Annotated in this window: 8 protein-coding genes and 1 tRNA gene; 6 read left to right on the top strand and 3 right to left on the bottom strand. The window is 63.3% G+C overall.

Features of this window, described 5'->3' with window-relative positions; genetic code table 11:
• Window positions 1-718, bottom strand: a 718-nt coding sequence (locus tag Q2941_RS49445) for a glutamine synthetase beta-grasp domain-containing protein (protein WP_458197223.1), incomplete at its 3' end; no start/stop codon positions are given.
• 152 nt (window positions 719-870) lie between these two features.
• Window positions 871-1,209, bottom strand: coding sequence for a P-II family nitrogen regulator (locus Q2941_RS49440; RefSeq protein WP_007603495.1), 339 nt, complete (start codon window positions 1,207-1,209; stop codon window positions 871-873).
• A gap of 379 nt (window positions 1,210-1,588) precedes the next feature.
• Here Q2941_RS49440 and Q2941_RS49435 point away from each other — a divergent pair, with 379 nt between their 5' ends.
• Window positions 1,589-3,088: an NAD(P)H-hydrate dehydratase gene (locus Q2941_RS49435; RefSeq protein ID WP_458197222.1), complete on the top strand. Its 1,500-nt coding sequence runs from the start codon at window positions 1,589-1,591 to the stop codon at window positions 3,086-3,088.
• A 26-nt stretch (window positions 3,089-3,114) separates the two neighbouring features.
• Entirely contained in the window at window positions 3,115-3,525 is a 411-nt protein-coding gene (locus tag Q2941_RS49430; RefSeq protein WP_458197221.1) for a GNAT family N-acetyltransferase, read from the top strand.
• A gap of 5 nt (window positions 3,526-3,530) precedes the next feature.
• On the opposite strand, the gene Q2941_RS49425 is transcribed toward Q2941_RS49430, so the two are convergent.
• The gene (locus Q2941_RS49425; RefSeq protein ID WP_458197220.1) at window positions 3,531-4,835 is read right to left on the bottom strand and encodes a multicopper oxidase family protein; all 1,305 of its coding nucleotides are present in this window, start codon (window positions 4,833-4,835) and stop codon (window positions 3,531-3,533) included.
• A 155-nt stretch (window positions 4,836-4,990) separates the two neighbouring features.
• Here Q2941_RS49425 and Q2941_RS49420 point away from each other — a divergent pair.
• The 4 genes from Q2941_RS49420 to Q2941_RS49405 form a co-directional block, all read left to right on the top strand.
• Window positions 4,991-5,075 (top strand) — tRNA-Leu (locus Q2941_RS49420).
• Between the two features lie 179 nt (window positions 5,076-5,254).
• Window positions 5,255-6,616 carry a trigger factor gene (gene tig, locus Q2941_RS49415; RefSeq protein WP_027522841.1) on the top strand — a complete coding sequence of 454 codons (1,362 nt, stop codon included), beginning with the start codon at window positions 5,255-5,257 and terminating at the stop codon, window positions 6,614-6,616.
• Between the two features lie 268 nt (window positions 6,617-6,884).
• On the top strand, window positions 6,885-7,520 hold the full coding sequence (locus Q2941_RS49410; protein WP_027522840.1) for an ATP-dependent Clp protease proteolytic subunit: 636 nt from the start codon (window positions 6,885-6,887) through the stop codon (window positions 7,518-7,520).
• A gap of 448 nt (window positions 7,521-7,968) precedes the next feature.
• Window positions 7,969-8,387 (top strand): ClpX C4-type zinc finger protein (locus tag Q2941_RS49405; protein WP_299815798.1); only part of this gene is annotated, 419 nt, incomplete at its 3' end.

Here is an 8,387-nt window from a genome sequence, read left to right as displayed (position 1 = left end):
TGTAGATCTGCAGGTGGTCGGCCATCAGCGTCAGCGTGTCGAACTTCATGCCGAGTTCGTGCTGGGCGGAAGCGACCTCGTGGTGATGCTTTTCGACCTTCACGCCCATCTTGGCCATGGCGCCCAGCATCTCCGAGCGCATGTCCTGTACCGAATCCTGCGGCGGCACCGGGAAGTAGCCGGCCTTGGTGCGGATACGGTGGCCGAGATTGCCGCCCTCATATTCAGTGTCGGAGTTGGTGGGGAACTCCGCGGAGTCGAGCCGGAAACCGGTGCTGTAAGGCTGCGCCGAATAGCGCACGTCGTCGAACACGAAGAATTCGGCCTCGGGGCCGACATAGACGGCGTCGCCGATGCCCATCGACTTCACCATCGCTTCGGCCTTCTTGGCGATGCCGCGAGGATCGCGGTTGTAGGGCTCGCCGGTGGTCGGCTCGAGCACGTCACAGACGATGACCATGGTGGTCTCTGCGAAGAACGGATCGATCGTCGCGGTGACCGGATCGGGCATCAGGCACATGTCGGATTCGTTGATCGCCTTCCAGCCGGCGATCGAGGAACCGTCGAACATCTGGCCCTCGGCGAAGGTGTCCTCTTCGATCATGCCGACGTCGAAGGTCACGTGCTGCCACTTGCCGCGCGGATCGGTGAAACGGAGGTCGACGTATTTGACGTCGTTATCCTTGATCGCTTTCAGGACGTCTTTGGCGGTCTTCATGCATACCCCTTTTGGCTCTGCGGGTCGGTTTCCAGACTACGAGCGACGTTGTTCTCGCTTCTTGAGGCGCGCGAGTGCACAAACGACATCAGGCCGCCGAGGCGGCCTTATTTCTTAGGTAGATTGTCGCAAAATTCGGGATAGCACCCGGCTCAGATAGCGTCCAGCCCGGATTCGCCGGTTCGGATGCGGATCGCTTCTTCGATATTGGAGACGAAGATCTTGCCGTCGCCGATGCGCCCGGTCTGTGCCGCTCGGCGGATCGCGTCGATCGCGCGCTCGACCAGGTCGTCGCCGATCACGATTTCGATTTTGACCTTGGGCAGGAAGTCCACGATGTATTCTGCGCCGCGGTAAAGTTCGGCATGGCCCTTCTGGCGTCCGAAGCCCTTGGCCTCGGTGACGGTAATGCCCTGCAGTCCGACTTCCTGGAGCGCCTCTTTCACCTCGTCGAGCTTGAACGGCTTGATGATGGCTTCGATTTTCTTCACTGCGCGCCTCCCGGCCTTTCGATCAAATAGCAACGTCTTCGTCAGGATGCGCTTTGTCTTCGCGCGGAGTTGTCCTCGCTGTCCCAAGCTGCCTGACCAGCCCGGGCGGCGGCCGGTCACACCCTGATGAATGCCAGTGAGCACGACGAACCGAAGCGGCTTCCTCGAAAGCAGGGTCTATGCCAAGTTGCAAATGCCCTGATTTTTGGAGCGTTATCAGCCTTTTAACGAGCATCTCGGATAGGTGGGACCAACCAGCCCAAAATAGCGAAGACTACGAAATAGGCAAACGGTTCAATCTATGTGCAGATTGCGGTTTTTGACCTGAGATCGGCACGGAAACTGCCTGTTGAAAAGGCGTTTGTACCAGGGAAGTGGCATGGAAGTACTGACCAACGCTGAAATGCAGCGGGCCGACCAGCTCACCATCGCGGCCGGCACGCCCGGTTTCAAGCTGATGCTGAGCGCCGGGCAGGCGGTCGCCGAAGCCGCGGCCGCGCTGGCGGAGGAGGGGCCGATCCTGATGGTCGCCGGTCCCGGCAACAATGGCGGCGACGGCTTTGTCGCCGCAGCCGAGCTCGCAGCCCAGGGGCGCGAGGTCTCCGTCATCCTGATGTGCGAGCGCGACCAGCTCCAGGGCGATGCGGCCTCCGCCGCGCGCGGCTGGAAGCATCCGCTCTTGCCGTTCAATCCGCAGGCGATCGGCAAGCCCGCGCTGATCATCGATGCGCTGTTCGGCGCCGGCCTCAGCCGTCCGCTCGAAGGCGAGGCGCGCGAGATGATCGAGGCGATCAACGCCAATGGCGCGCCGGTGCTGGCCGTCGATCTGCCGAGCGGCATCAACGGCACCAGCGCAAGCGTGATGGGCGTTGCGGTGAACGCCACGGAGACCGTCACCTTCTTCCGCAAGAAGCCCGCGCATCTTCTGTTGCCCGGCCGGATCCATTGCGGCCGCGTGCGCGTCGCCGACATCGGCATCGGCGGCGAGGTGCTCGAAGAGATCAAGCCGCAGCTTTTCGAGAACGATCCGGACTTTTGGGGGGCGACTTTTCCGGTGCCGCGGATCGACGGCCACAAATACGCGCGCGGCCACGTGCTCGCGGTATCCGGTGATGCCGCGGCAACCGGCGCCGCACGTCTCGCCGCGCGCGGCGCACTGCGTGCCGGCGCAGGGCTCGTAACCCTGGCTAGCCCGCGCGATGCGCTCGCGATCAATGCGGGCGCGCTGACGGCGGTGATGGTCCGCCCGGTCGACACCGCGATCGAATTCGGCGAGCTCCTCTCCGACAAGCGCTACAATACCTGCATTATTGGTCCGGGCACCGGCACTGGGACGCGCACCTGCGACTTCGTCCATACCGCGCTCACGGAGCAACGGCATCTCGTGCTCGATGCGGATGCGCTGACGAGCTTTGCCGCCAATCCCGAACGGCTCTTTGAATCGATCAAGTCGTCGCACGACAGCGAGGTCGTGCTGACGCCGCATGAGGGCGAGTTTCCGCGCCTGTTCTCCGACCTCAGCAACAAGCATCCCGGCCGCTCAAAGCTCGAGCGCGTCCGTGCCGCCGCCGAGCGCTGCGGCGCAGTCGTGCTTCTGAAGGGACCGGACACCACCATTGCCGCGCCCGATGGCCGCGCCACTATCGCCGGCAACGCGCCGCCCTGGCTCGCGACGGCCGGTGCCGGCGACGTGCTCTCAGGCATCATCGCGGGCCTCCTGGCGCAGGGCGTGCCGGCCTTCGAGGCCGCGAGCATCGGTGTCTGGATGCATGGTGAGGCGGCGAGCGAAGCGGGCCCGGGACTGATCGCGGAGGACCTGACCGAGACGCTGCCGGCCGTGCACCGGCGGATCTATGATGCTTTGGAAGTGAAGTACTAGTGCTCAGACAGCTCGCGCTCGCTGATATGGACGCAGCTGCGCGGGTTCATCGCGTCGCCTTTGACCATGCGATGCCGTGGCTGGTCGGGCTGCACACGCCCGACGAGGACCGCTGGTTTTATCGCGAGCGGGTTTTCGCGACGTGCCGCCTGTGGGGGCGCTTCGACGACCTCGCGTTGAGCGGAATCATCGCTTTCCGCGACGGCTGGATCGAACAACTCTACGTGCTGCCCGACGCGCAAGGTCACGGCGTCGGCAGCGAGTTGCTTGATGTCGCCAAGAGCGCCTTCGAACAGTTGCAGCTCTGGACGTTCCAGCGCAATGGCCGGGCTCGACGCTTCTATGAGTTCCGCGGGTTCGAGCTGGTCGAGGAGACCGACGGGACAAGGAATGAGGAGAAAGAGCCGGACGCTCGCTACGTCTGGAGGCGCCGGTAGGGCATTCACTCCACCGCGAACCAGCGCACGAGCCGTGGCGCGGCCCAATCGGTCGCGACGGACTCGATCAGCCAGCGCCCAGGGTAGGTCGCCGCGAACGCGATGCGCTGGGTTTGGCCCGGCTCGATTGCGAGCGTGTCGAGCCAGTACGGTTTCCAGCCGTCGTCGAGCCTGTCGAGCAGGCGGAAATGATGGCCATGCAGGTGGAAGGCGGTGTTGACGGGGGCAGAGTTCTTCAAGGCCAGCACGACAGTGCGACCGGTCTTGGCCCGAAAGGCGGGGGTGGAGGAGGCGGAGAAGCTTGCAGGGCGGGTCCAGCCGGCGTCAGGGGCGCCGAGCGCGACATCGAACCGCAAGGCGCCCTTCAGATCGAGCTGGACGGGAAGGTCATTCGAGGGGAGCGGTGGTGGCGGCAGCAGCGGCGCGCGCCGATCGAACCAGCCGGTGATCGCGAGGGTCCCGACCTGGCGCGCCTCCTTGCCGTCATGCAGCAGGAATGAGGCCGATGTGGCCGTATCCACAAATGCGTCGGCCCGTGCGCCGGGGGCGAGCACCAGCGCACCGTTGCGCGCCGGGAAGGGCTCGGCAGGCTGTCCGTCCATGGCCATCACGCGGACGTCGTGGTTTTCCAGTTTGATCGCCAGGACAGTACGTTGGGAGCCGTTGATAAAGCGCAGCCGCAGCCGCTGATTGCCAGAGGCTGAGAGCTCGAATGAAGTCCGCCCGTTGATGGTATAGAGCGGTGTCGTCTCTCTGGGGTCGGTGCCCGGGGCGATTGCGGTCCCATCCGGCCGCAGGCGCCATTCCTCGATCAACAGCACTTCATCACGATCCACGGCGACCTGGTCGGCTTCCTCGACGATGATCGGGAGCGGCCGGACGGGCCGCTTCAGGCCCTCCTCGATCAGGCTGAGGTCGGCCAGCAGGGCCCCGGCGTGAGGCATTGAAATAATTGATGTTTCCGTCACGCCTGGGCCCACAGGAGCGCGGCCCAGCAACGGCTCGGCGGCCGCCGCGCTGTCGAGGCCGTGCCAGACGGGGGCAACCGGGACAGGTAGATCGTTCCGCAAAGTCACTTCGCAGCGTTCGCCGCGCTTGAGACGGACGTCACGGGCAGTACTTGGCGCCACCAGCTCCCAGATCGGTGTAGCCGACTGTCCCGGCCTTAGAGCCAGGGTCGCAGGCCGCGCCTGGAGTGGGAGGCGCGTGGCTGCCGGCGGCATCGCGCCGCCCCCGGCCAGACCCGCCGCCGAGGCGGCCAGGCCGGCCAAAACCTCGCGTCGGGTGGGGGCAAAAAATCGTTTCGTCATGAGGGCGATGCGGACCACGCCGCGCTGGATAAGTCCAGCCGTCGCGCCTATCTGAAGGGGGCGTCCACACGGCCATTTTTTTGCTGCGAACAGGCGGGCACATGCTATAAGCCCGGCCGCCCGCGGCATCGCGGCCGGTCTTGATGCAAATTCACGCGGGCGTGGCGGAACTGGTAGACGCGCTGGATTTAGGTTCCAGTGACGAAAGTTGTGGGGGTTCGAGTCCCTCCGCCCGCACCAAGCGCTTTCAGCGTTTGCACGGATTACTGCAGGACCTCGTTCCTCATGGACGTTTTGTCCCGAGGAGGTAGGTCCGATGAACCACCGGCGCAAAGGCGTTTTGCCCGCGCGCCGGATCGATTGATGACAAATGTCGCGGCGGCAAGCGCCGTGACGAAGCGAGAAGAAGATTGGACGCCATGCAGGTCACAGAGACCCTCTCGGAAGGATTGAAGCACGAGTTCAAGATCAGCGTTGCCGCGTCTGATCTCGATGCCAAGGCCGACGCCAAGCTCGTCGACCTCAAGGACAAGGTGCGCCTCAACGGCTTCCGTCCCGGCAAGGTGCCGGTGGCTCACCTGAAGAAGGTCTATGGCCGTTCGGTGATGGCCGAGACCATCGACCAGACCATTCGCGACACCAACACGCAGATCTTCCAGGAGCGCGGCTTCCGCCTTGCGACCGAGCCGAAGATCACCATGCCGACCGAGCAGAAAGAGGTCGAGGAATTGCTCTCCGGCAAGTCCGACCTGACCTACACGGTCGCGATCGAAGTGGTGCCGCCGATCCAGCTTGCCGACTTCAAGAGCTTCCAGGTCGAGAAGCCGGTCGCCGACGTCACCGACGTCGAGGTCGACGAGGCCATCAAGCGCATCGCCGACAACAACCGCGGCTACAGCGACAAGGGTGAGGGCGCCAAGGCGGCCTCCGGCGATCGCGTCACCGTCAGCTTCAAGGGCACCATCAACGGCGAAGCGTTCGAGGGCGGCACCGGCGAGGGCATTCAGGTCCAGATCGGCTCCAACACTTTCATCCCCGGCTTCGAGGATCAGCTCATCGGCATCGGCGCGGGCGAGACCCGCACGGTGAAGGCGTCGTTCCCGAAGAACTACATGAGCGAGAAGCTCGCGGGAAAAGACGCCGAGTTCGAGACCACCGCAACGCTGGTCGAGGCGCCGCAGGATACCAAGATCGACGACGAGTTTGCCAAGTCGCTCGGCCTTGAATCGCTGGACAAGCTGAAGGAAGCCGCGCGCGAGCGGCTGGTGGCCGAGTTCGCCACCACGACGCGTCAGCGCGTCAAGCGTGCGCTGCTCGATCGTCTCGACGAGGCGCATCGCTTCGATGCGCCTCCCTCGCTGATCGACGAGGAGTTCAATCTGATGTGGAACTCGGTCAAGGCCGAGATGGACTCTGCCGGCAAGACCTTTGCCGACGAGGACACCACCGAGGAGAAGGCGAGGGACGAGTATCGCAAGATCGCCGATCGCCGCGTGCGCCTCGGCCTCGTGCTGTCGGAGATCGGCGAGAAGAACAAGATCACCGTGACCGATGACGAGGTGGGTCGCGCAGTGATCGAGCGCGCGCGCCAGGTGCCGGGCCGTGAGAAGGAAGTCTGGGACTATTACCGCAACAATGCCAACGCGCTGGCCCAGCTTCGTGCACCGATCTATGAGGACAAGGTGGTCGACTTCATCCTCGAGCTCGCCAACGTGACCGAGAAGAAGGTCTCGCGCGAGGAGCTCTACAAGGATGACGAGGCGGACAAGACCGCCGCTTAGGGCTTCGCAAGAAAGCCGTCTGTTAAGGATGATCGGCGGAAGCGGGCGCGCTAGCCAAGTGGCCGGGTGGGCCTGTTTCCGCGAATCAGCTTCAACAGGTTTGTCGGATTAAGCCTTAATTCGCTCCGGGCTTGTGTGGAGCGAATTGGGCTATATCTGTCGCTACCTACCCAAGTCCTGCATCACGGGACGTCCATCCGAGCTCGGCAATTCCAGCCAAGACTGCCTTGCCGCAAGGATGTCCGCCTCCAAAGAACCTAGGTGACTCATGCGCGATCCGGTTGAAACCTACATGAACCTCGTGCCCATGGTGGTCGAGCAGACCAACCGTGGCGAGCGCGCCTACGACATCTTCTCGCGCCTGTTGAAAGAGCGCATCATCTTCGTGACCGGACCGGTCGAGGACGGCATGTCGACGCTGATCGTCGCGCAGCTTCTGTTCCTCGAAGCCGAGAATCCGAAGAAGGAAATCTCGATGTACATCAACTCGCCGGGTGGTGTGGTGACGTCGGGCCTTGCGATCTACGACACCATGCAGTTCATCCGCCCGCCGGTCTCCACGCTCTGCACGGGGCAAGCGGCCTCGATGGGCTCGCTGCTGCTCGCCGCCGGCGAGAAGGACATGCGCTTCTCGCTGCCGAACGCGCGCATCATGGTGCACCAGCCCTCCGGTGGCTTCCAGGGCCAGGCTACCGACATCATGTTGCACGCGCAGGAAATCCTGAACCTGAAGAAGCGGCTCAACGAGATCTACGTGAAGCACACCGGTCAGACCTACAAGTCGATCGAGGATGCGCTGGAACGCGACAAGTTCCTCACGGCAAACGACGCCAAGGAATTTGGCCTTGTCGACAAGGTGATCGACAAGCGCGCCGAGGATCCGGCGCCGCCGAAAGCCCCGTAGCACTACCGATATGGTAACGGCGATCCCGGGGATTACTTGGGATCGTCAGGGCGGCCTTCACGTTAACGGCGCGTTCGCGCGGCGCAAAAAACAGGTTTGCGCCCTGCGACAGGCGAAAAGTTCCGCTTTCGTGCTGGTTCTTTCGTGGTAATCCGGCAACGCCCGCGTGATTTCGGTCAGTTCTCCCGTGCCAAGACGTGAAATCACGGTATTGTAACGGGCAGCCGGCGACCCCCGATTAGCGAATTCTTGATAGTCGGGTGACAGCATGGTTGGCTACGACTGATGGGCTAAGATCGCGGGAGAATCGAGTGACCGTGATTCGCACGGGATGTAACGCGTAGGGTCTTTTTTGGTACGGAATTTGCTCTATTTGAACTCTATGCCGGCTGTCGTGCCGGAATGGAGCGATCGAGCGGACGGGATCGAACCGCGGACGGAGACATGAATGAGTAAGGTCGGCACGAGCGACTCCAAGAACACGCTGTATTGCTCGTTCTGCGGCAAGAGCCAGCACGAAGTCCGCAAACTGATCGCGGGTCCCACGGTCTTCATCTGCGACGAGTGCGTCGAGCTCTGCATGGACATCATCCGTGAGGAGAACAAGTCCTCGCTGGTGAAGTCGCGCGACGGTATTCCGACGCCGAAGGAAATCTGCAAGGTGCTGGACGACTACGTGATCGGCCAGAGCCATGCGAAGAAGGTCCTGTCGGTCGCGGTGCACAATCACTACAAGCGCCTCAACCACCAGACCAAGCACAACGACGTCGAGCTCGCGAAGTCGAACATCCTGCTGATCGGTCCGACCGGCTCGGGCAAGACGCTGCTCGCGCAGACGCTCGCCCGCATTCTGGACGTGCCCTTCAC

The sequence above is a fragment of the Bradyrhizobium sp. UFLA05-153 genome (genome assembly GCF_054185185.1).
Note: the sequence above shows the minus strand (reverse complement) of the source record. Positions and strands in the feature narration are given on the sequence as shown.

Coding starts and splice junctions, on each gene's coding strand:
- Q2941_RS49435 (WP_458197222.1), top strand. CDS start 1,589: ATGGAAGTACTGACCAACGCTGAAATGCAGCGGGCCGACCAGCTCACC.
- Q2941_RS49430 (WP_458197221.1), top strand. CDS start 3,115: ATGGACGCAGCTGCGCGGGTTCATCGCGTCGCCTTTGACCATGCGATG.
- Q2941_RS49425 (WP_458197220.1), bottom strand. CDS start 4,835: ATGACGAAACGATTTTTTGCCCCCACCCGACGCGAGGTTTTGGCCGGC.
- tig (WP_027522841.1), top strand. CDS start 5,255: ATGCAGGTCACAGAGACCCTCTCGGAAGGATTGAAGCACGAGTTCAAG.
- Q2941_RS49410 (WP_027522840.1), top strand. CDS start 6,885: ATGCGCGATCCGGTTGAAACCTACATGAACCTCGTGCCCATGGTGGTC.